Here is a 22,780-nt window from a genome sequence, read left to right as displayed (position 1 = left end):
TTTTTTTGAAAAAGTTATAAATATTATGCTCCATGATACACCACTTATTACAACAATCGTCGCAGGTTTATGCTTAGCATTTCTTTTAGGAATGATTGCCAATCGTTTGCGTATCTCACCACTCGTGGGATACTTGTTAGCTGGTGTTATTGTGGGGCCAAACACAGGCGGTTTTAGAATAGATTCTGGTATTATCAACCAACTTGCTGAAATTGGTGTCATTTTGCTGATGTTCGGTGTTGGACTGCATTTTTCATTAAAAGATCTATTATCTGTCAAAGCGATTGCTATCCCTGCTGCCCTTGCACAAATGGCATTTTCTACTTTTCTAGGCTTGTGCCTCGGACTAATTATGGGATGGGGTTTCAGCAGTAGTATAGTTTTTGGTTTAGCTTTATCAACAGCAAGTACGGTTATTTTGCTACGTGCTTTGCAAGAACGCCATCTGATTGAGACAGAAAAAGGACGCATTGCTGTTGGTTGGTTGATTATTGAAGATTTAGCGATGGTCCTTATACTTGTTCTCATACCATCACTGGCAAACATCCTTGGCAATACAAAAAAAGAAGCTATTGATCCTCTTATTCACTGGTTAGACTTAAGCATTTGGGGAATCTTTGGGCTCACTATTCTCAAAGTTATTCTATTTATCATTCTCATGCTCGTAATTGGACGACGCGTTATTCCGTGGTTACTAAAAGTAAGTGCACATTCAGGATCACGAGAATTATTTCGCCTGAGTGTCTTTGCTACCGCACTAGGAGTAGCTTTCGGAGCTGCTCATTTATTTGGTGTTTCTCTTTCTCTTGGGGCTTTTTTTGCAGGTATGGTTATGGGTGAATCAGAATTAAGCCACCGTGCTGCTGAAGAATCTTTACCCCTACGTGATGCATTTTCTGTTCTCTTTTTTGTTTCCGTAGGCATGTTATTTGATCCAGAAAAAATATTAACGCACTTTTTTCCTCTCTTAGCAACATTATCCATTATTATCCTAGGAAAATCTGCTGTTGCCTTTTTCATCCTGAAAGCTTTTCGCTATTCTAATGCAACAGCTTGCACAATTTCTGCCAGCCTGGCTCAAATTGGAGAGTTTTCTTTTATCCTTGCAGGTTTAAGTTTAAGCCTTGGACTTTTAAACAACGATGCTCATGATTTTATTCTTGGAGGAGCAATTCTTTCTATTTTAGTCAATCCCCTTGTTTTTATTGCCTTTGACAAAATTAAAAAGCATTTAGAAAATGTGCCTAAAAACTTACAAGATACACAAAAAATCATCGATATTGATCCGCAAGATCCTGACCAAGAAATTTTACCAATGACCTCAAAAACCAATCATATCGTCATTATTGGTTACAGCCATATTGGTAAATATATTGCTTTATCTTTAATAAACAGAGGTGATTCTGTAGTTATCGTAGAAGAATCAAAGCGCCTTACGGATAAAGCGATTGCAGACGGTTTTGAAGTTATTTGTGGCAATATCATCAAACAAGATGTCATGAATGCAGCAAATGTGAACAATGCATACAAAATTGTTATTACAATGCGCAATACTATTGAAGTAGGAGAATGCATAGTGAATATACGTGATATGAATAAGGATATCCCGATAATCGCACATGCACTCTCCGATGTAGACACAGCTTACCTCATTGATCTAGGAGCAGATATTGTAGTAACTGATGATGAAGAAATAGCAAATGGTTTTATTGAGCATATAACTGGACAAAGATTCATCAAAGATATTATACAATCATGAATGGCATTGACAGAAAATATATAAAAACAAAAACGGATAAAGCAGCATGAAAATGAAGCAGTTAATATGGCCATTTATCGGTATCTTAGCCATGCTGGTATCTATCCGGATTCTTTATATAAAGCTCTCTGCCATTTCATTCAGTGATGTACTGGAACGACTAAGCAATTTAAGTGTACAACACTGGCTATTAGCTTGTTTATGCTCTCTTTTAGCCTATGCTGCTCTTGCTGGATATGACCGAATTGCTTTGCAACATCTCGGTCATAAGATTTCTTGGTTTTTTATTGCTCTATGTTCATTTACCACCTATGCACTTTCACACAATATTGGCGCCTCAGTTTTTTCTGGTGCAGTCGTGCGCTACCGTGCTTATAAAATGAAAGGATTAAGTGGTACGGAAATTGCCATATTGGTAGGATTTTGCTCTTTTACTTTTGTAATAGGGACAATCTTGCTTTTTGGAATCGTTTTAATTTTGCAACCGAAAATTATTACTCTTATTTATGATGATCTTCCTGAATGGCTTGGCACAACAGTTGGTGTGATTTTACTTGGTTGTACAGCACTCTATATCTTTGGTAGCTGGCTTCAATTAAAACCCCTACATTTTGGGAAAAAAATTCAACTTTCTTATCCAAAGTTGAGAATTGTCATTCAACAGCTTCTCATTGGCCCCTTAGAGCTTTTAGGAGCAGCAGGAATTATATACGCAGTGCTCCCAGACAACGCAGATATTCACTTTATTTCTGTGCTTGGCGTTTTTCTGGCATCTTTCACAATAACCCTTCTCTCCAATGCCCCTGCTGGAGGAGTTGGTGTTCTTGAAGCTTTATTTATAACAGGCATGTCCAGTGTAAATCCAACCGATGTTGTTGCAGCACTTATTGTATTTAGAATGCTGTATTTGATCATACCGCTCATCATATCGTTATTTGTTGTCGCAATTTTCGAAACTCTACAATATTGTAAAAAAACACGAAAAATACCACCTGAATAAATAAACCCGCTCTCTTTTTGTACACATATGAATAAAGATAATCATAGTAAGTTTGAGTTCATTGTGTGTAGACTTGCCGGCGTTTTCATTTATCTTGTTTGAGACTGTCTCTTGAAGTATCTCTCTTTCAAAATCGACCGCACTCACTGTTCGAAATACAGAAAAATATTTGATACTTAAATTCTTTTTCAAAAAGCCGCTTAATTAGCCCTCCTAAACAAATTCAACCATGAAAAACAATAATATTGCCTATCATCTCCAATTGATTTGAAATATTGGATTTCTTTATAAGAGCCTTCTTGCATATTTTTTATACAAGAAAAGAATAAAAAAAATTTCTATAAACAACAATATAAAATACAATCAACAATTTGAAAAAAATTGTCTTTAAAAAATGCAGAAATAAAGCAGGTATAAGCACTCTTTTTGAGATTTATGGCTATTTAAAAATCACCACACACCTTTTTTTCTCTCCTCGAATTCCTCCAGCAGATTATCGATGAAAGCCCTTTTCTGACATGGGAATTCATGAATAGCTCTTACTATCCATTATTTGATATTTAGAAGCCTATGAAGAATAAAAATACCATCCTACAGCTCAATTTCTCATTCTTTTCACTCTTTCTAAAAAGAAAGCATTTTCCTCTCACCTGTCCCCAATTATTAACTTCTCTCCGGCAACACAAGCGGAGAGATAAGAATTTTAGAAATATTACGACGATCCATTTCAATAACTTGAAAGCGCAAACCATCAGCTTCAAAGCTTTCACCTTCATTCGGTAAATGACCAAACCGCCAAAGCATAAATCCTGCCAAAGTAGTATAACGGTCTGCCTCATCAACAAGATTACGTTCAAGATAACCACTTAAACGACGGATATCAGCATACCCTTCAACAAGAAGGCTTCCATCTTCAAGCTTTTCTGCTATCATGAGTTCCTCATCATCATCAGGAAAGTCACCTGCAATAGCCTCAAGAATATCGGTTGGTGTAGCAATTCCTTCAAAAGATCCATGCTCATCAACAATAATTGCAAGCTGAATTGAAGAATGACGGAATTGCTCCATCAATCGTAATACGCTTGTATTTTCATGAACAACGAGCGGCTCTCGCATCGCTTTTTTCCAATTAATCTTTTTCCCCTCAGCCAAATTCAACAGAAGATCTTTGGTCAAAGCAACGCCAACAAATTCATCCACTTTTTCACGTGCAAGAATTAAGCGGCTATGTTTAACCTGTTGTAATTCTTCACGCATTTCATTCTCGTCACTATTGAGATCTAACCACTCAATCTCATTACGCGGCGACATAATAGAACGAACAGGACGATCAGCCAAGTCAAGAACACCACGAATCATTTCCTTTTCTTCAGGCCGAAACAGTTCAGAAGCTGCTGCCTGTTCAGCAATAACATCTACAGTGTCACTCAGATTACCATCTTTGTTTCCACCTCCTAACAATCTCAAAACAGCATCAGCTGTTCGACCACGCAAATCATTTGTTGTAATCATCTTTTCACGATTACGACGTCCAATTTGATTAAAAGCTTCAATAAGAACAGAAAAACCAATAGCGGCATATAAATACCCTTTTGGAATATGAAAACCAAACCCTTCAACAATGAGAGTAAAACCTATCATCATCAAAAAGCCAAGACAAAGGATCACAATAGTAGGATGACGATTAATAAAACGCATAAGAGCGCCTGATCCACACATCATCACGCCCATAGCAACCATAACTGCTATATACATAACCGCTGGCTGCTCTTTTGCAATCATCCCTGTTGCAGTAATAATACTATCTAAGGAAAACAGAGCATCAAGCACCACAATTTGAACAATTACCTGCCAAAAAACAACATAAGCACCACCTGTTTTTCTTTCATGTGCGGCACCTTCTAATCTTTCATGTAACTCTAGCGTTCCCTTTGCCAGCAAAAAAGCACCACCACTAATTAAGATAAGGCTATGCCAACTAAAAACAAAGGATGAAAATGCAAAAATCATCGTATCGAGATTCATCACCCATCCAATAACCGTAAGTAGAAAAAAGCGCATCACTAATGCTAAAGTGAGACCTATCAGGCGCGCGCGATCACGCAAATGCATCGGCAATTTTTCAGCTAAAATTGCAATAAAGACAAGGTTATCTATTCCTAAAACAATTTCAAGAAAAATCAAAGTAACCAAGCCAAACCACGCATGGGGATCAGTGATCCATTCCATCATAGTTCACCTTTTAAAAATGCCTTTAAAAACTCAAAAGCATGCGGTTGACAAAACAAACTCATGAGCTTTCATTCTCATAATTGAACAAAACCATTGAACGCAAAAAAACTGCCTGCAAAGCAAGCAATAAAAAAACACTGCCTAAATACACAAAATTATTGATAAAGTTTATAAAACAGAATGATGGCCCACACCATTTGCAACCACACCAAGGTCCCTCTGTATTTTGCTCGGGCATTACGCTCGACAATCCTCCAACTCCAGTTCTGCATAATAATCAGAATACTTAATTATAGAGCCTTTTATAATGGGTCTATTTTTAGATAAGATCAAGGGGTAGTATAATATATTTTAACCTTATTGTATTTTGAACCCTACAACGAGTTTAGCTAGAGACTTTACTATTTTCATATAAAAACAATAAAACTATCTAGACAGAATTCCTTAGGAGCGTTATAGAACCTTTCATTGTCCGAGTAACCATGGGTGATTAGCTCAGTCGGTAGAGCAGCTGACTCTTAATCAGCGGGTCGTGGGTTCGATCCCCTCATCACCCACCATTGAATTTTATATTACAAATAAGTTATTGATTTATTGCTGTATGTATGTAGCTTGCCACTGGGTTTTGTATATTTTGCCACCAGGTTTTGTACCAATTTATTTTGTTTCACATGATTTTTAAGGGGTTCTCAAAGGGTCTTCAAAGGGTGTTTTAAGATTCGTCATTTTTTGTGAGAATCTATCGGTTTTTGCTTCTCAAGCATCGGATCACTATTTTGTGCTCAAGCGGATATTTCTAAAAAAGTTGTCGTTATCCGTTAGGTCACTAAAGCATGTAAAGTCAGATTGGAAAGCCAGAGGGACGATTCCTGTTGATCCATGACGTTGCTTGGCTATGATAACCTCAGCTTTGCCCTTAACTTGCTCCATTGCTTCTTTCCATTTGTGATATTCAGCACTGCCTTCTTTTTGTTCTTCATTTTTGAGATAATATTCTTCACGATAAACAAACAACACAATATCGGCATCTTGCTCGATTGAACCTGATTCACGTAAATCGGAAAGTTGGGGGCGTTTATCTGTTCTATTTTCAACTTGTCGTGATAATTGCGAAAGCGCAATGATGGGAATATTGAGTTCCTTTGCAAGCGCTTTAAGCCCCATAGTAATGGCTGTAATCTCTTGAACGCGGTTTTCAGAAGAACGCTTTGAACCGCTTGTCATCAGTTGAATATAATCAATGATCAAAACATCTAAACCATGTTGTCGTTTAAGACGCCTTGCACGCGCGGCTAGTTGCGCAAGAGATACAGCTCCCGTTTGATCGATATAAAGAGGAATGGTTTGAAGGGAATGCATAGCATGAATGATATTGGTAAATTGATCATCAGAAAGATTACCCCGTCGTATATCAGAAGAAGAAACCTTTGTTTGTTCTGAGATAATACGGGTTGCAAGCTGTTCTGTTGACATTTCAAGGGAGAAGAAACCGACAATCCCCCCTTCACTGGCTTGGCTATCATCATGTTGCTTGCAAGCATTGGCAATATTAAAGGCAATATTGGTTGCAAGGGACGTTTTACCCATCCCAGGGCGCCCTGCTAGGATAATCAAATCAGATGGTTGCAACCCGCCCATTTTATCATCAAGAGTTTTAATATGGGTTGCCATGCCAGAGAGCTGTGAGGAACGCTGTTTTGCAGCACTTGCCATGTTAATGGCTTTTGTAATAGCAGTATCAAAGTTTTCAAAACCAGCTCCATATTTGCCTTTTTCTGCCAATGCAAACAACTGATTTTCAATCGCTTCAATTTGTTTAGAGGGGGTAAGTTCTAGGGGAGAATCAAAAGAACTATTGACAATGTGAGTGCCAAGGTTAATTAAAGAACGCCGAATAAACAGATCATAAATAACCTGTCCGTAATCTTGAGTATTGATGATTGTGACAGCTTCTTTGGCTAAACGAACAACATACTGGTATACAGTAATGTCGCCAATTTTCTCATCATTTGCAATAAAGGGCTTCATGGTAATGGGGTCTGCAACTTTTCCCTTTTGAATAATTGTTAAGATGATATCAAAAAGCCTTTGATGGAGAGCTTCAAAAAAATGTTCTGGTTTGAGAAAATCAGAAACGCTCTCAAGAGCATCATTATTGATCATGATTGCCCCGAGCAAAGCTTGTTCTGCTTCAATATTATGGGGAAGTTGCCGAAAAGAAGGGGCAAAATTATCTCTTGGTTTTTCTATTTCTAACACGTTTAAGTTTCTCATGCCTCTTTTCCTTGATTGGGTGCCTCTAAGGTGATTTCTGTGATGTATCCGCTTTGTTTTTCATAGCGATGGGTCACGGTTGCAGCCTTCCATGGACCATTGATTTCGCCTCGAAACCCTTGAAGCAAAAGCGGTTGACCGGCCATGATTTCAGGGCGCCCCTCAAGGCTTACAGAACCACTGCCCATGGCGCGGCAAAGCCTATCCGACTCAGAAGCTGCTGCTGCTTGTGCTTGCTGCTCACACGGATAACACCTCCGCAGACGGCGAATGGGCCCCGTATACCCTGTGCGATGCGTAACAACGTGCTGTTGCCCTTTTGTGCGATCAAAATACCGTGCTTCTATCATGCCATATTGGGTGCGCGGCTCGAGACTAAATTCCCAATGGGAACACTCCTGTTGATGGATTGTCTGGAGGGGCAGATTATCCCCGCTTAAAAATAAAAACCTATTGTCTTTGATCAAAAAACGCGCCTGCATCCGATCTGCAAGGCGGGTTAAAAAATCAATCGCCGATTGATCTGTCCGAATCACATAAGGCAAGGCTTGTTTGGTAAATTGTGGACTGACCTTTGCTTGATAGCCATGGCGTTTGGCAAGGCTCTCAACAATCTCAGCGATGGTTTGATGATCAAAATGTTCGCTCACCTGTTCTTTGATCTCCTCACGCATCGAGGCACTTTTGCCACAAAGGCGTAAAATCTCTCCCTCACTGCCCCCACAACTGATCACCGATTCCACAACAAAACGCCCCATAAAGGCACGAATGCTGTCCTGATAACCAAAGGTGACATGGAGTGCACTGTTACTGGAGGGAATCTCTAAATCATTGCCGCTATCATCAAATTCTGCTTCAAAGCTATCGGCTTCATTACTCGCATGGTCTGTGATGGTTGCCGTTAAAAGACGCTGGTAAAAAACCTCATGAACAAGTTTATCCCCCACCCTTACTTCAATAAAGGGATATGTGCGCATTAGTCCCATAGCCGTTTGACCACACTGTTCTTTTCGCATGATACAAATTCAGGCAGAAAGACTTTTAAGCCCCGCGGCAAAAAAGCATCATACCCAGCAATCTCTGGATTAGCCTCCAGCGTGGCTTCTACATAACCCCTCAATGACCCAGCTTGCCTTCGGTCTCCTAAAACAGACAAGGCATGCTGATAACAAATCAAGTCTAAACTCATATCCTCTAATTCTACAACGAGATGCTTTGCGGGGATCCTCATGGGGTGTCCTCCTCTTGATACTGATCACCTTGATATTGCCCCACTTGATATTGACCTTGCGGCTTGCCCCCATCAAAAAACGGCAACAGGCTTATGGAATAGCGAATACGCCCCGATTGACCAGAGCGACTAATATAGTCATGGTCTTTACGAATATGGGTAATGACAACGGATCCATGCATTAAGGCACTGTAGCTATCATCACCCATCCAACGGATCATCTGAACGGGTTGAGCTGCCCGAATGGTTCTGGTGATGGCATCAATGGCAACCCGGTCACCAAACTCTTCTGGAAACAACACCCCGTGGAGGGTTTTGGGATCATTGCCATAACCAGTAAATTGCAAACCAGGGGCCCCACCAAAACGCTCTAAGCAAACCCATGAGGCAGAGAACTCCTCCTCAAAAGATTGGAAGTTCAACCAGTCCACATAAAATTGATGCGGTCCTAACATCAGCAAAGGATCTTGCATGGTCTCTCCCCTCTCATTCTATTGCCCTCATTCTGTTCCGCCGTGCAAAGCATTGGCCCCTGCCCGTTGCAACGCATGGCGAACCGCATAACCAGTTGCAATGGGATCACGCGCGCCATTGACATGCACCGTGACATTTTGATGGTGGGTGATGGGGACGCGCTCTTTCTCTTTTGTTTCTGGAACAGAGCTATGGCCATGCCCTACCCCCGCAAATTGCACAATCGGTTGAATAGCTGTTTTGCCTCCCAAAAAACTTGGTAAATAATCTCTTAAATCAATCGACCCAATCCACCCCTTTATGCGGTGAGGTAAAGATTGACAAAAATCCGTCAATTGTGAGATGGGGCCCATAAAACCATCAACAATCCAACTGGCTAAATCTTCACCGGCTTGTTCCATGCTCGCCTTAGCACTCTGCGAAAGCTTTTCCTGTGTAAAAAAACTTCCCAACCACCCCCAAAAATTGGAAAGGTTTTGTTTAATCCCCTCCCACAAACCTTCAAAGCTTTGAGCAATAGAGGAAAGACCCTGTTTGAATTTTTGCCAAGTTTGAGAGAAATCAAAGGCAGCGGCAATGATGTTTTTCCAACGTGTGATGGTTGCCGTGTCAGCACCAAAAAAACGCATAACCGCCTCAAAGGCACGCCCAAAAGCGCGTATTAGCCCCCGTGCAAATCCTTTGACAAAGGAAGAAAAGCGATCCCAATATTTCCACAAAGTAAAACCAGCAGCCAGTATGATCGCCACAACAGCGGTAATCACAGCCCCTACGGGGCTAAAAACAGCCCCCACAACAGAGGCTATGCCAGCAGCAACCACTTCTATGGCTGTTCCTATCCAAGCAAAGCTACTCGCAAATGCTGCACCTGAGACGGCAACCCCTTGGAACGCAGCCACCAGTAAAGTCATGGGGCGCAAAAGTTTGAGGAAACGTGCCCCAAGTCCTGTGGTAAGCAAACCCAGTGAGCGCCCTGAAGCCAAGAGCCCGCGCCAACTTGTCTTCAGCGCACCGCTCACAGCCCTCATCTTGATAAAAGAGGCAATCAATTGCAGGACCCCAAGGCGGGTTCCCGCCATGGTAAAACGTACAACCCGTAAAGCAATATTAAAAGCCATCAGGGCAGCAATGGTTTTGATAATCACACTAGTTAAAACAGGGTGTTCATTAGCCCATGCCATCAGCACGTTTAAAAAACCACCAACACTCGCCATTAAACTGTTCACATGGGGCAATAAAACCTCACCAATGGTGATGCCTAAAGCCACGATACGGTTTTGCAACAGTTCAAATTGCCGCATGGCACCGGTTGCTTGTTTGTCTGCCTCTTGTTCGACAGAGCCTTTAAAGACTTTTGGGTCTTTCACAGACTCTAAAGCTTGCCCTAACAGTTCGGGGTTACCCACCAGTTTAGCAAAATCCCCAGTAAAGTCGCGTCCTGCAATGGCAATCAGTGAACGCATCCCCTGTTCGGATTTGCCCAACACATCAAAAAAGCGCACCAAGGTACCGGTGGCATCTTTCTCCAAATCTTCCATGAATTTTTGGCGAGAGAGACCAATATTACTAAAGGCATCTTCAATATGTTTGCCTCCCGCCTGAATACGGGCACTGATAGAGTTAAACCCACGTGCTGCACTCTCTGGAACAATCCCAGCAGAAATCATCGCCGTCCCAAAGGCTGCGGTTTCGCGGGCTGTCAGTTTAAACATGGTTGCCGCACCGGTGGCCCGATTGGTAAAGTCTGTAACTTCACTTGCCTTTGCCGCCATGTGATTGGAGAGATGATTGATGGCATCGCCTAGATCTTCAATGCCTGCCTGATTAAGCTTGAAGACATTGCGCAATTTGGCAAAGCGTTCCCCAATCTGGTCCCCCGTCATATCAAAGGCGACCGCTGCTTTGGCGGCATAAATACTAAAAGCCTCGAGATCTTGTTCACCAATCCCTGCTTGGCTGGCACTGGTCATCAGTTCTAAAACTTCACGAGCGGCGAGAGGAATTTTGGTAGAGGTTTCAAGCGCAAAGCGGCGTAATTCTTTTAAACGATCAAGGGGGGCATCCAGAACCTTTTCCAAGCCTTTCATCGATTGGTCAAATTGCATGGCTTTATAGAGAGGCGCAATTAAGGTTGCCGTTTGGGCAATGGCGCCTACCATGCGCCCACGTGCATGAATATAAGCATTTTGCGCTTTTTCTGTAGAGTCCTTCAAGTGCTCAGGGTCAAACCACCCTTTAAAATGCTGGCGTGTTTGGTTTTGGAAATGCGCAATATCGAGGCTAAAGGCTCTTAAGTCTCGCTTGGCAGAGGCGATCCCCTCTTGCAGATGATTCACAAAACGCACAACAAGAGAAACATCCATGATCGCATCTTATCCTAACATTTGGCTTTCATATTCTTGGGCTTTCAAGCGCACTAATTCATCGCGATAGGCAATCACTTCCAGCCAATCCATCTGATTGATTTCTAAAGGAGACCAGTGGTAATAAAGGGCTAGTTCGGCTCCAAATTGTCCGACATAGGGGATTGGTGTTTGGGAAAAAAAGCAAAAAAAACCTTAAACACGGCCACAACATCAACAATATCAAGACGATTAATCAGTTCAACGGATTCATGAGACATCTCTGCCAGAAGCGCGGCGATTCCTTCCATGGCTTCATGGGTAAATAAAGCCTCACAAAGCTTGGCAATGAGAATATCATTGCTCAAAGATATTTTATTCTCTTCTACAGCGGGCAAAAGTAACTTTGCCAGCTGTGGTCCAATCAGCACAGCTAATTGGCGTGCTTGCTTGAAGTTTGGGCGATAAAAGATCAATTTGTGCCGTGTTGATTCTTTGCCATCCTTGTCTTGATAAACAAGGGGAACCTGCAATTCCACCTCAACACTTGCTTGTAAACTGGTCATCAGAAATTCCTATCAATATTAATGAGAACTTATAAATTGAGAATAGAGCGGCGGCGCCCACCGATCTCTTGTCCATTGCGCACCAGCCAACCACCCCGTTTAAAGGAAAAGCGGTGTAAAACAGAACCATCCCAAAATTCCGTATAGTCCCAAATATTTTTGATCTCGCAATCATAGCCTGTGGCTTTTCCAGCCGTTAAGCTTTCGCTATCGACTTTGACCAAACGCCCCGTGACATCAATGGAATGTTCATGCTCGCGTCCATCTTCTTCAGACACCACATGTTTTTTGCCGGTAAATTTATGACGAAGACCAGGAGGACCACCAAAGATACCGATGATTTCGGGCGTGTGGCTGTGGATCTTCATTTGTAAGTTCAAAGCTTTCACACCAAGACCACTCACATCAATTTGCATGTCAGAGCCCCCTGGTTGATAGGTTTCGGTAATTTCTTCCAACGTGGGAAGTTTGAGGGTTTCAAGATCAAGATGAAGATTGACATCATCATCAACAATCAGGGTAAAACCACGAACAATTCTTAAAGTCATACATCACTCCTTGCTGCCTTGCGATAACCCTCAAGCGTATCGCCAAAAGTGTGGGTCATTTTCTTTTGGATATCTTCAGCGAGCCGATTAAAGTAAGCGCCATTGCGCCGGCTGCCAAAGCTTAAATCTTCGAGAGGAGGGACTTCTTCTGCATCAAATTCCACCCGCAATTTGCCCAATTGCAAATTGCTGTTTGAATTCAAATCACGGTCAAACCAAACCCGCCCCCCTAAAAGCGCTCCACAGGCAATCATATCATCAAGAAACTGTGTAAGGCTGCGAATAATGGCAATGACATGTTGGCCGGTCAGATTTTCGTCATTTGCCCAAGGGCGTAAATTGTTAATGATGGTTTTTTCCAAGGCTGCGCGGGTACGCACCACATTGACAAAGCGCCAGAGTGGATCATTCGAGGTGGTGTGATTGCCCCATAAAATGCGTCCATTGGCAGCCAATTGCCCTTGCGCATTTTGGCTAAGGCGGGCGGGAATAAAGGTGGCAATATCGGCTTGATTAAGACGATTAGCCTCATGATCAATTTCCCCATCAAAATAGCTAATGGGGCGCGCTGTGCCTAAAATACCTTTGACATCTTGGTTAGAGGGGGACCAAAAAACACCCCCCTTTTGTTTGTCCCGTTTGATAAACATGGCGGCTGCAAAAGGACTTGCTGGTTTAATACTAACACTACCCTCACTATTTGCCACCCGCACAAAGGGATCAATCAGATAACAAAAGCGTGAGGAAAAATCCGCCCGAAAGGCAAGGCTTTCTTCCGTATTTTTGCCCCCCGTATCAAACACCGCAATGGCTTGTAGCTTTTCGGCAACCTGTTCTAGAGCATCTGCTAGCGGATTTTTAGCATTATCAAGGCGCCCTGCACTATAAGCTGGTGCTAAGAGAATTCCAGGTTCCACACCTAAATGCCCTCGTGCATGCGCTAGGGCATGAACACCGGTTAAAGCAACACTTGACCCCACCATTTCGGTTTGGGTCTCAGCTATGGTTGACTTTTCCTCCACCCGCACAAGGATCACTTGTGCCTCAATTCCTTGCGCGCGCACGGCATTGATAACATCAAGGGCTGTGCCTTTTTGCCCAAGCTTTTGGATTTTCTCTGTCTCATGGGTAAAGACCAACACGGGCTCGTTAAGGGGATAGGTCTGTGCATCCGCATCAGGGGCTGTAACAACCGCCCCAATGGCGGTTTGGCTAAACATCTCCAAAGGGCGAGAAGCTTGACCATCTTCAATGAGGTGAATACCATGATTAAATTCTGTTGCCATTTTGCTCTCCAAATCAATGAAGAGACAATAACAACCATCACCCTACTCCATAAGCCTGACACTGTCAGTCAAAAAAGCCCTTTAAAAGGGCTTTGAAAGAGTTCTAAAAAGGACTTTAAAGATCATATGAGCCTTTAAGCTTTTATACAACAAGCATTCCTATAACTTAGCTTATTCACCTTTTTTGTGGCTCCCCTATAGGTGGATCTAAGATTGTGTCTTTCTCTGCTGGTTGCGTGGATGCAGATTGTTTTTTGTTTTCATCCAACAGGGGAGGAGAGAATATTCCGTCTTTATAACTCCAACCAATTTGTGCTTCCTTTGAAGGGATCGCTTCACCATCAAAGGCGTGAACATAATCTTTTGATGCGACAATAATATTTGTCACCACACCCTTTTCAACAACTGCATATTCCATGAAGTGCTCCTAGATAAAAAATCTCAACAATATTGCTCCGTTACCACCGGCACCGCCTTCGTCACCGTTCTTTCCATGAAAATAGCCGCCACCTCCACCAGCTTTATCGTTGCCACTACTTCCACCATTTCCACCTTTCCCACTATAACCTCCTTTTACATCGATATCACTGCTGCTACCACCGCCACCACCAAAAATAGAATCCCCACCATGTCCACCAGCTCCTACTTTTTTTCCATAAGAGCCGCCGCCACCACCGTTGAAAGTAGTATCACTTCCATTCAAACTGGGGCTATCAGAATAGTAGCTGCCACCATTGCCTCCACGACCGTTACCATTAACATCTCCAACGCTTCCACTCCCACCATTATTTCCACCACCACCTCCTCCACCTGCCTTGACAATTCCTTGAATAATTGTAGCACCACCACCACCACTATTACCACCACGCCCAATTTGGGCACTTCTTGAACGTCTTAACTGAGATCCCTTAATTTGAACACGAACGCAACCGCCACCGCCTCCACCACCACTGTTACTAAAGCCACCACCTCCGCCACCACCCCATGCCCATATTTCTACCTCTGTGTCATCACTAACACCTTCAGGAAAGGGTATAGGACCACTTTCTGTCATGAGGATTTCGACAGGTTGTTTGACGAATGAAGCTATTAATTGATCCACTTGTGACTTGGTATAAACAGCTTCACCATCAACTTTAAGTGGTCCCTTCAATGTACTTCCCGTTGCACTTAAACGTGTCACCACTTCACCATTATGGGTAAGGTTCAATGATGAATTGCTCAAGAGTTCCAAATCGCCGCCAATGGTGACTTTGCTGGTAAATTTATTATAACTTTGCCATTCATTGGGGCTGGCTAGACGACCATAGGCTGTGAGGTCTTGGTTAATCTTGGCTCTAAAGTCATCAAGCCCCACGATATCTTCTGTTTTATGTTTGTGTGCCCCTAATAAGGAAACGGCACTGCCAAAGGTAAAATGATTGTTGCCTGCTTTATAGAGCACATAGTTATTTGCGGCATCTTTTGCGCCCTCGATATCGCTTAAATCAGCAAAGGTGAAGGTTTTATCGGCGGACATCTTGCCATTAAGAGCGCTTTCTAAACCCGTCACATCACTGATTGTATGCATATGTTGCAAAGGGGCTTTTTGGTTTATCTTTTCCTCAACAGTTATAAGAGCTTGATCAAGTTTATTGAGGTTATCACGCAAGATTGGAAATTCAGAACTGATAAAACGTCCTTCTTTGGGCAATTCCATATCGAGTTTTTTGGTTTTAGTCATTTTTCGTTCTCCCATCATATGATGCCGGCACCAAAATCACACACCATGGAGCGTGCAGCAGGTCCACCAGTAAGGGTAAGTTTAAGGCGTGCTTGCCTTCCTGTTTTGTCACCACTGATAAATTTGCGCTCTGTGAGGAGCGGTTCAGAGAGTTGTTCTGTCTCATCCAGTTTTAAAGGGACAAAGGTACCATCATCCAGTTGCATCTCGAGGGTGAAAGAGGAACCGCCCGGCAAGAAGGTTTTGATATAGCTGGTCAATCTTGCCTTTTCCCCAAAGGCAAAAGCTCTTGTGATATAGGTTGCTTGCCTGTGAATCTTTCCTGCAATCAACTGAACCGGGGAAAATAAGACGGGGGAGAGCTTCTCTGTGCCTTTGAGAATGGCGCGAAGTTGAACTTTTTCACTGATATATTCAGTTAGACTAAGCAATTGAAAGGGCAGCAATTGATAAACCGTGCCATTATTGCGTTCAATTTCAAACACAACAGAACAATCGCTTGAAGGCAATTCAACGGCAGCACGGATTTGCAAATCAGAGCAGTCCACAAGATCAAAGGTGCCTAAATCCACCGTTTTTTCTGTTTGCGTATAGCGGGCAGCCAACACCCGAAATGCCAAGGCTTCATCTTGGTGCGCTGTCCAACTCTGCGCATTAACAGAAGAAAAGCGCGGACCCGTTACATAAGGGTGGCTTGAAACATACCTTTGATGCTCTTGATCAAAATCCCCAAGTTTGGCGAGTGAGAGGGAATGATCCCCATCATCAGTTTTAATGACAAAAGCAGTGAGGCGGTCATTGGGCACTAACAAAGGAACAGCGTAGCGTGCGCCAGCCCATCCTACCTTTGCACCCTTCATGGAATAGGAGGTTTGGGCTTGAATATCAGCCGTGGGATAGCCGTTTTCAGTAGTGACCAAATCAATGACGAGATCATGGTTTTGATTGCCTATTTTACAAAGATGGAAATCAATGCCCGTTATTTGTCGTGTTTCATCGGGGGTAAAGACTTGCGCTTGCGGGTCTACTTGTGTCCAGATTTTTACCGTGGTGGTGCGCCGCATCACCTTCACATCAATCATCCCTTGACCAGTAAAAAGTCCCGTTGCTGTTGTTCCTCCTCTGCCTCGTGCGATAACATTCTTTGTCCCAGAGGTAATATTTTTAGGAATGGTAAAGGTTCCTTCTATGACCCCCTTGGCATCGGCAACAAGGCGGCTTGTTGGCAAGACATTCACGCCATCAAAGGTAAGATTGTCCAAGATTTCGCCACTGCCAAAGCCTTCAATCTTAAAGTTCAGCTTAATTTGTCTTAAAAAGTCGATTTGCTCCCTCGTTGTATTCACCAAATCATCACGCACTTCTGTCTTAACGATGCTTCTCCCACGGTTCCAGCCCATATTGAGTTGATTGGTCACACTGGAGAGCCAATCGGTGCGCTCAACATGCCAAAAGTCTGTTGCGGGGGTAAGGGTGATGGTTCCAGGGAGAGGCGCAAAATTTTGATAAGGATTGATCTTTTCACAAGCGGTTGTCAATTCTTGCGCAATGATCACTTCATTGCTCCAGTCAAGCGTGACAGGTTCGGTTAGATGAGCGGTGTAAAATGTTGGATCAATAGCAAGCTGTAAAATACCGTTTCCCACAGCCCCTGTTTGTTCAAAACCTTCATCTCTGTAACTGTCATCGAGAAAAGGATCAGCGAACATGCCTTTTTTAGCAACGGGCTCTTTAGAATCCACATTGCTTTTAATACGCTCTAATTGCATGAGACGGTCAAGGGAAAGCACCCGTTGAAAATAGCGCCACATCTCATCATAAGGGGCAACACGCGTGCCATCATTGATCACAAGGGGTGTTTCAAGCCAATTATTGGTAATAGTGGCAAGAGAGAGCACATCATCAGGAACACTTGGCGCCATGGGTTGGTCTGCCGAAACCCCTTTGATATAGACCACATTGCCCCCAGTATTCAGCCCAATACGGTCAATGCGGGGGAGTTTGTAAGAGTAATTCACGATAATATCACCGCTCGTCGCACCTCCTGAGACAGTGATTTCTTGTGCTGTGACTTTATCAGCCTTCACACTTGCGCGGTATTGATAGGTCACCGTATAGCTACTGCCAGGGAGTGGTTCATCCCCCACAGGTGCCCAATCAATGGTGTCACCGGTTTTTTTAAAGTCCTCGCCTTCTTTAAATTCCTTGCCTCCTTGCACAATTTTAAGAAAAGAAGTGATACTTTTGTCAGGAACGCCATCACGCCCAGATGCTACAGCCCCGCGCGTGAGTGTGACGGTTTTTTCTTTGGTCAACAAAATGGAATGAACAGTCGCAATGGGTGCATAATAGGTTTTAAAGGTAAAGCTTTTTTCTTGGTTTTTGGGTGCAAAAATATGGGTTTCACTAGGAACCGCGCTTGTCGAAAAGTCTTCCACCTCTTCATGGCGCAAAGCGGCTAAGCGTTTGCGTTTAAAGCCATTGATATTGGCTTCTCCTTCTTGAATACTGAACACTTGCCTTTGTCCCTCTTGGCCCAAAGCTGTGACACGGCAACCACCCACGATATAATGCCCATGGGCGCGGTCATAGGTTGCAATAGCTTGCATGGCGGGTTCAAGCAGTGAGGGTGATTTTTGATCGATCAGAACACCATCTTGCAAAATATAAACCGGAAAGAATGTTCCTTGCTGTCCATCATCTTTGAGAGCCCAGACAAGTTTTGCCACCTCACGGGCAGCACCAGGCTCTCCTTCTGCTAAAGTGCCTGGAACTTGCCCCAAGAGCTGTGGATCATCTTCATGAGTTACCCAGCTTTTTTGCAGCTTCACACCGATTTCCACGCGTCCTACCATGGAAACATTCTCTAAGAGGGCTTGCGAGACCGGAAAGATATCGCCGGCGATATAAATCTTGCCCTCTGTTAAAGTGACCGTCTTTGTATCTTTATTGACAAAGGCGTCCGCCCGTTCAACGCGGTCTCCTTCTTGTGCCACAAGGCGCCCCAAACGGTTATGGCGCCCCCTTATGATGGTTTGAACTTCATTGAGTTCTCCTGCTTGCAGAAAAGGGCGCTGTCCATAAAACACAACGCTTTGTTGTTCCTCTTTGCCAACAGATCTATCGATTGCAAAGGGTAAGCCACTTTCATGTTTCATATTAAAACCTCAATAAAATCTTGAATTGTTCGCGAACATCTGCGCGTAAAGGAATATCGACGGGTGTTTTAAGGATCTCTACACCCCCATTCAGTTCACCCTCGTCACACCAAAGTTTGCCTGGAGGTGTCTGCTCTGCTGGCGTGCCATGAACGAGGAGGGAAACAGAGGCGGCTTGTTTGTCTTCAACATCCTTAAAATCGGTGCGCGCTGCAAGAAACAGCATTGTCCCTGTTTTCGAGGGATTAAATCTGTTGCCACAATGGCTGTAAATACCCTCCAAAGCTTGTTCGACAGGCTGGACAGCATAGCATCGGCGATAGCCAATCAGAGCGTCGTCTTTATCTCTTAAAGCCAAATAAAGCGTGCGGTTTTGGAACCATTCTGTCATCAAGATATCGCGTTCATGTTTTTTCACCGAACACCAAGGAAAATTTGCCAAATCCCATGGATAATCAATTTGGTCCCAGCTTAACTCTTCGTCACCATCATCAATCCAGTTGCCAATGCGTTTGCCTTCTTCTTTTGTGAGAACGTGATTGATTTCTGTTGTGCGTCCAAAGGAAAACAATGTTTCTCCAGCGGTTAAGCGGATGCCACTCTCAAAATCCAGCATACTGTCATCAAGCTTTGACATATTGGCTTGCATAGCCCCCACATCATACCCAGTGACACCGCGGCGAAAATCAGAGCGCAAGCTTTTGGAAAGCTCGACAATCGCTTCAATAGACTCAAGATTACCTCGTTCAGGCAATTGATCAAATTCGAGTTGGAAGGAATTCCACCATGCACGCTCTGACCACGCGGGTGTAAAGTGTACTGAGAGTCCAAGCCATTGAAGCCCCCTATCAATTGCAGCGACAGAGCCACGTATTCGCTGCCATTCAAGTCCCTGGTCAATCAAATCATAAGAATTCGAGAAATAAGGGGTGAGTTCTTGTAAACCATATTCGTCAATTAAGAAGGGCAACCAAGAAGGGGGACGCGTAATCAATTTGGCACGCACAATATCTTCGAGCACCCTTTTGACTTGCGGGGAAAAAGCCATGGCCCCAGCCAAACAGCGTTCAAACAAGCTTGAATTTTGGGGCAATAATAACGCGGACATCAATAAGCATGCCCCCGTAATGATAAAGCAATTTTCCCTAGTGCTACCGCCTCATGCGGGGCAACCAGAATATCTTCCTGTGGCTTTGTAACCTCCACATGATGGACACCTTCAACCATCAGGCGGCTTAAGATCCAACTTAAAGGCAGATCACGCCCAAGCCTGCCCGCACGCGCCCATTCTTCTCTTAAATTCTGCTCTGCCCTTTCTAAAAGCTGTTCTCGCTCACCGGGTAACAACCAAAGGTCAGCCGAAATATCAATCACCCGCTGTACGGCACTTTTGACCAAGAGGGTATCATTGGTCATTTTAACATGAGGGTCATCAAGGGCTCTTTGCACCTTAGCAATCAAAGCTTCATCGGCCACTCCTGAAGGGGCATCACTAAAAAGAGCCACATGAATAAGCGGGCTTTTGCCCATACGGTAAACAAAAGCATCTTTGACACGGATATCACTAGAGAGAGCAAAATATTGATAGCGAGGTGCTGTACCCCCTGTGGAATGTCCTTGCCGGCTCAAACGAATGCGGCGGCGAAAACGTTCATCATCCTCATCTAAAAGGCGCGTGACCCCATGAAAATCCCCCAAATGGTCTAAACTTGTAGCGCGCGCAAATTCCAGCAAATTATCCCGTGCTACCTCGTTGATCCGCCGGCGCAACAGCAACTCTTCATAAGCGGCAGCTTGTAATTGAATGACCACGGGATCATAAGCGGTCTTTTCCACATTATAAGGAATGTGATGGGCGGCAAAAACATCCACCAAACGCGTGATCTTTTGTTCCAAAAGCCTTTCAACAGAAAGCTCTTCAATCACTTGCGGTAGCGGAAGCTGTAGAAGGGGTAAATGTTCAAGCTCTGCCATAGGAGACCTCTAGCGGAAATTGCCTCTCTTGCCCATGGGACCAATCCCCCAAATGCCCATCGGGATAAAAAATGCCCCTTAAAACAAAGTGGAATGTTCCCTCACGCGTTGCTTTGATCAAATCAATTCTCTGCAGCGAAAACCCAGGCTCTCCGCATTCTGGATCATCGAGTGCACAGGCAATGGCTTGATAAAGACGTAAAATCGTTGCAGGATTGGCATTGGCATCTTGGAACTCTCTAACATCACACCCATAATGGCGACGCAAAACCCGTGTTCCCATCCGTGTCATTAAACATTTATGGATCGATTGTTGGCAATGTTCAAAGCCATACAAGAGAGAGCCATCTTTTTCGCTCACCCCACAACGCATGACTTAAGCCCCCTTCGTTGTCTTTGTAAGAGAAACCGTTGGGGCTGGTTTTTCAGCAATCTGACCAAGGAGAAGCGGATATTTCGCTGCCTCTTCACTTAAACGAATTTCCTCACCCTTCCCCGGTGAACGTTGACCTGCCACAAAATCGGCATTGGTTAAAATAACATACGTTTTCTCACCCATCATAAAACTCCTTTAAAGAGGGCTAGAGGTTGTGGAGGGCCCCATTTTGACCCCACCATGTTTGTGGCTTGCTCCAACAGATTTTTGATTGTGCTGCAAATCTTCTGCTTGAATCTGCACGCAGTCCGTTAATTCAACACGGGTTGATTGATGACAAAGCATGAGACCTTGTGCACTCAAACGGATTTGGTTTTCCCCATGGGAGAGAATAAGTTCATCTTTAGTCATCCGCAGTGCGCCCCCCGCATAACAAAGCGCAAGCTCTTGCGGAGAGCGTGCTGGATTTTGTGCATCATCGCTATAGCTATCGCGTACAACCAGAGAAGCAGAGCCAATTTCGCCATGGGGGTTTAACAAGCGCACCGGATCACCAATGTTTAAAGGCATATTGCTTGAAACAGCACCAGCCGCTTCTTGCGCTTGTAGCCAAGGCGATAAAACCGCTTGACCATTGGCACCTTTAGAGAAAAGTTTCACCCGCACCTTATGCCCATTAACTTCAGCCACCCGCCCCACCATGTGCTGGTTGGCAAGACAGCGTTCAAGCGCATCAAGGCGCTTCATGATTTGTCGAAAGGTCTTGCCCAACAAATGCGCATCATTCATGAAAACACCTCATTGTTACACGCTTGCCCCATCTCACATGATTCATTAGCCCATGAGATCAACCCAGCTTTAAGTTGTCGTTTGTCTTCACCCGCAAAAATATCTTGCCCCAAATGATGCAAATCTTGACGCCATTCCACCACGCTTATCGATACACCGCGCTGCTTAATCGCCGCAGAAATAATGGGGTCAATTGCCACATCCCGCGGGGCGCTCAAATGCGTTAATCCCCACAATTGCCCGCTATGGCATAAAACCCCTATCGCTTCTGCCAAAAGCCAACTGGAAATATCCCGCTCTTTGCCCGTGGTGATAATAAAAGCCCCTAAATGAAGCTCAGCACTCATCTGTCCAGAAGGCGTAGGATTTAAACGACTTTCTAACACTGCAACACGTATTGCTGGCGCAACAAGCATCTGTGTTTCAAGTTCTTCTAGGTTAAAACGCCCAAATTGACAGGCACAATCGCGCACATCCGGCAGAGCGCGTTTAAGGCTCTTTATCACCGCCTCACGAAACTGATTGATGCGCCCCAGACTCTCAACAGCTTGTCTCATGAAAAGACCCTTTCCAGCCAATCCTCTGCTGCTTTGACAATTTCCACTTTATTGTGTTCTGAAAGCCCTAAATAGGCACGTGCCGGCATGGTCACTTGCGGCACACAAATAAAGTGCTGTGCCTTGCTGCTTTTCAAGAAAAAGCGCAGGGTTTTGCCATTTTTCGGGCGAATGACCCCACCCAATTGATGAATCCGCGCATAAACCAACCCAGAGCCCACAATCACCTGTTCTGGTGAGGCTTTCATATCAATGGAGCGTGAGAGCGCCCCACTGGCATAAAGAATGGAGGAACAAGCATAATTGTTTTTCCACTTCTCTCCTTGGGGGGAGGTTTTTTCGCTTTGAATCCGCCGCCTTGTGCTTTCTTGAATGAGGCGTCCAACCCCTTGTGCTAGAGTTCCCATCGGGGGATGGGCACTCTTTTGTAAAAAGGATAAAGCGGCTTCAAGCCCCGTCTCTTTAATCTCAATAGGACTTGAAACAGACAT

At 44.0% G+C, this 22,780-nt stretch carries 21 protein-coding genes and 1 tRNA gene; 3 read left to right on the top strand and 19 right to left on the bottom strand.

Features of this window, described 5'->3' with window-relative positions:
• Window positions 1-25: 25 nt before the first annotated feature.
• Together BN200_RS05650 and BN200_RS05645 are read left to right on the top strand one after the other, a co-directional pair.
• Window positions 26-1,759 carry a cation:proton antiporter domain-containing protein gene (locus BN200_RS05650; RefSeq protein WP_019221574.1) on the top strand — a complete coding sequence of 578 codons (1,734 nt, stop codon included), beginning with the start codon at window positions 26-28 and terminating at the stop codon, window positions 1,757-1,759.
• Between the two features lie 46 nt (window positions 1,760-1,805).
• Complete coding sequence (locus BN200_RS05645; protein ID WP_034989116.1) at window positions 1,806-2,759, top strand: lysylphosphatidylglycerol synthase transmembrane domain-containing protein; 954 nt, start codon at window positions 1,806-1,808, stop codon at window positions 2,757-2,759.
• Between the two features lie 663 nt (window positions 2,760-3,422).
• On the opposite strand, the gene BN200_RS05640 is transcribed toward BN200_RS05645, so the two are convergent.
• The gene (locus BN200_RS05640; RefSeq protein WP_034989114.1) at window positions 3,423-4,991 is read right to left on the bottom strand and encodes a TerC family protein; all 1,569 of its coding nucleotides are present in this window, start codon (window positions 4,989-4,991) and stop codon (window positions 3,423-3,425) included.
• A 484-nt stretch (window positions 4,992-5,475) separates the two neighbouring features.
• On the opposite strand from BN200_RS05640, the gene BN200_RS05630 reads away from it, so the two are divergent.
• Window positions 5,476-5,551: transfer RNA gene (locus BN200_RS05630), tRNA-Lys, on the top strand.
• Between the two features lie 211 nt (window positions 5,552-5,762).
• Here the strand turns inward: BN200_RS05630 and BN200_RS05625 are convergent.
• The 18 genes from BN200_RS05625 to BN200_RS05540 form a co-directional block, all read right to left on the bottom strand.
• The gene (locus BN200_RS05625) at window positions 5,763-7,265 is read right to left on the bottom strand and encodes a replicative DNA helicase (protein WP_019221570.1); all 1,503 of its coding nucleotides are present in this window, start codon (window positions 7,263-7,265) and stop codon (window positions 5,763-5,765) included.
• The gene (locus BN200_RS05620; RefSeq protein ID WP_019221569.1) at window positions 7,262-8,242 is read right to left on the bottom strand and encodes a phage late control D family protein; all 981 of its coding nucleotides are present in this window, start codon (window positions 8,240-8,242) and stop codon (window positions 7,262-7,264) included. The genes BN200_RS05625 and BN200_RS05620 overlap by 4 nt, the downstream gene beginning before the upstream one ends.
• Window positions 8,242-8,496 carry a tail protein X gene (locus BN200_RS05615; RefSeq protein ID WP_019221568.1) on the bottom strand — a complete coding sequence of 85 codons (255 nt, stop codon included), beginning with the start codon at window positions 8,494-8,496 and terminating at the stop codon, window positions 8,242-8,244. The genes BN200_RS05620 and BN200_RS05615 overlap by 1 nt, the downstream gene beginning before the upstream one ends.
• Entirely contained in the window at window positions 8,493-8,969 is a 477-nt protein-coding gene (locus BN200_RS05610; protein ID WP_019221567.1) for a phage tail protein, read from the bottom strand. Before BN200_RS05610 ends, BN200_RS05615 begins: the two co-directional genes overlap by 4 nt.
• Before the next feature lie 27 nt (window positions 8,970-8,996).
• Window positions 8,997-11,333 (bottom strand): phage tail tape measure protein, encoded by a 2,337-nt coding sequence (locus BN200_RS05605; protein WP_019221566.1) that lies wholly within the window; start codon window positions 11,331-11,333, stop codon window positions 8,997-8,999.
• Between the two features lie 131 nt (window positions 11,334-11,464).
• Window positions 11,465-11,878 carry a hypothetical protein gene (locus BN200_RS05600; RefSeq protein WP_019221565.1) on the bottom strand — a complete coding sequence of 138 codons (414 nt, stop codon included), beginning with the start codon at window positions 11,876-11,878 and terminating at the stop codon, window positions 11,465-11,467.
• A gap of 29 nt (window positions 11,879-11,907) precedes the next feature.
• Window positions 11,908-12,426 carry a phage major tail tube protein gene (locus tag BN200_RS05595; protein WP_019221564.1) on the bottom strand — a complete coding sequence of 173 codons (519 nt, stop codon included), beginning with the start codon at window positions 12,424-12,426 and terminating at the stop codon, window positions 11,908-11,910.
• Window positions 12,423-13,712 (bottom strand): phage tail sheath C-terminal domain-containing protein, encoded by a 1,290-nt coding sequence (locus tag BN200_RS05590; protein ID WP_019221563.1) that lies wholly within the window; start codon window positions 13,710-13,712, stop codon window positions 12,423-12,425. Before BN200_RS05590 ends, BN200_RS05595 begins: the two co-directional genes overlap by 4 nt.
• A gap of 175 nt (window positions 13,713-13,887) precedes the next feature.
• Window positions 13,888-14,130, bottom strand: a complete 243-nt coding sequence (locus BN200_RS05585) for a hypothetical protein (protein ID WP_019221562.1) — start codon at window positions 14,128-14,130, stop codon at window positions 13,888-13,890.
• 9 nt (window positions 14,131-14,139) lie between these two features.
• Window positions 14,140-15,435 carry a Bgr_08870 family protein gene (locus BN200_RS05580; RefSeq protein ID WP_034989171.1) on the bottom strand — a complete coding sequence of 432 codons (1,296 nt, stop codon included), beginning with the start codon at window positions 15,433-15,435 and terminating at the stop codon, window positions 14,140-14,142.
• Between the two features lie 14 nt (window positions 15,436-15,449).
• Window positions 15,450-18,593 carry a DUF4815 domain-containing protein gene (locus BN200_RS05575; RefSeq protein ID WP_019221560.1) on the bottom strand — a complete coding sequence of 1,048 codons (3,144 nt, stop codon included), beginning with the start codon at window positions 18,591-18,593 and terminating at the stop codon, window positions 15,450-15,452.
• 1 nt (window position 18,594) lies between these two features.
• A complete protein-coding gene (locus BN200_RS05570) occupies window positions 18,595-19,701 on the bottom strand; it encodes a phage tail protein (protein ID WP_019221559.1) in 1,107 nt (368 codons plus the stop codon).
• Entirely contained in the window at window positions 19,701-20,567 is an 867-nt protein-coding gene (locus tag BN200_RS05565; RefSeq protein ID WP_019221558.1) for a baseplate J/gp47 family protein, read from the bottom strand. Before BN200_RS05565 ends, BN200_RS05570 begins: the two co-directional genes overlap by 1 nt.
• Window positions 20,554-20,940, bottom strand: a complete 387-nt coding sequence (locus BN200_RS05560; protein WP_019221557.1) for a GPW/gp25 family protein — start codon at window positions 20,938-20,940, stop codon at window positions 20,554-20,556. The genes BN200_RS05565 and BN200_RS05560 overlap by 14 nt, the downstream gene beginning before the upstream one ends.
• Before the next feature lie 3 nt (window positions 20,941-20,943).
• Window positions 20,944-21,126 (bottom strand): hypothetical protein, encoded by a 183-nt coding sequence (locus BN200_RS05555; protein ID WP_019221556.1) that lies wholly within the window; start codon window positions 21,124-21,126, stop codon window positions 20,944-20,946.
• A 12-nt stretch (window positions 21,127-21,138) separates the two neighbouring features.
• The gene (locus BN200_RS05550; protein ID WP_019221555.1) at window positions 21,139-21,732 is read right to left on the bottom strand and encodes a phage baseplate assembly protein V; all 594 of its coding nucleotides are present in this window, start codon (window positions 21,730-21,732) and stop codon (window positions 21,139-21,141) included.
• The gene (locus BN200_RS05545; protein WP_019221554.1) at window positions 21,729-22,289 is read right to left on the bottom strand and encodes a hypothetical protein; all 561 of its coding nucleotides are present in this window, start codon (window positions 22,287-22,289) and stop codon (window positions 21,729-21,731) included. Before BN200_RS05545 ends, BN200_RS05550 begins: the two co-directional genes overlap by 4 nt.
• Entirely contained in the window at window positions 22,286-22,780 is a 495-nt protein-coding gene (locus BN200_RS05540; RefSeq protein WP_019221553.1) for a phage virion morphogenesis family protein, read from the bottom strand. The genes BN200_RS05545 and BN200_RS05540 overlap by 4 nt, the downstream gene beginning before the upstream one ends.

The sequence above is a fragment of the Bartonella senegalensis OS02 genome, assembly GCF_000312545.1.
GTDB classification, from domain to species: domain Bacteria; phylum Pseudomonadota; class Alphaproteobacteria; order Rhizobiales; family Rhizobiaceae; genus Bartonella; species Bartonella senegalensis.
Note: the sequence above shows the minus strand (reverse complement) of the source record. Positions and strands in the feature narration are given on the sequence as shown.